1 pseudogene is annotated in these 651 nt (G+C 56.5%); it reads right to left on the bottom strand.

The window, feature by feature from the left end:
* Positions 1-323 (bottom strand): annotated as a pseudogene (locus EOA29_RS39060) (hypothetical protein); the annotation flags it as partial.
* Between the last annotated feature and the right edge of the window lie 328 nt (positions 324-651).

Here is a 651-nt window from a genome sequence, read left to right as displayed (position 1 = left end):
GATATGGGGTCCGGCCCCGGCAGATCGAAATGCTGGCAGAGCTTGCCAACTGTCGCAGAGACTGACTCGTCACTGCCCGCAAAGCCCGTAATGCCAGCAATGTCATACCTCACGCTTAACCGGGAACATTCGCGGATCAGCGCATCAAGATTGCCTGAATCGACTTGGATTGCCTCAAGCTTTTCGGCCGCAAGATAATCGTATTGAGTTGGGTCGGCCGACAGGGTAATTGGACGAAGACCAAGACGCTGAGCCGCTTGGACGTACCGCAGGCCTGTATCCCTTGGATGGCCTTCAATCAGGATGAGCGCTCTCTGTTCCATTGGCGATGACCTCCATTGCGTGCTGTGCGGCGGTCTCAGCGTAAACAGGCTTCAGCTTTGTAGCCGTGCGACCCCGGACACGTACTAAGTACCAGCGTCAGCGACCTGCAGTCGCAAAGGTTCTGTAAATTTGTTTGAAGGACCTGTTACACGACTGAATTGGTGGGTTTCTCGGTGGTGTCGCGGCATAGCAGGGCGCCAAGCCCTCGAGCCTGAGCTCGAACCGCGACCGGGACCCCCAATTCCGTCACGTGGATCGGCGCTCCCCATTTTCAGGTGGATCGCAATAGAGCACATGAGCTGACAGAGCGCTTGGTGATGTGTGCTT

Source organism: Mesorhizobium sp. M1E.F.Ca.ET.063.01.1.1 (assembly GCF_003998155.1).
In the GTDB taxonomy this organism is placed as follows: Bacteria; Pseudomonadota; Alphaproteobacteria; order Rhizobiales; family Rhizobiaceae; genus Mesorhizobium.
This window is presented reverse-complemented; position numbering and strand designations above follow the sequence as displayed.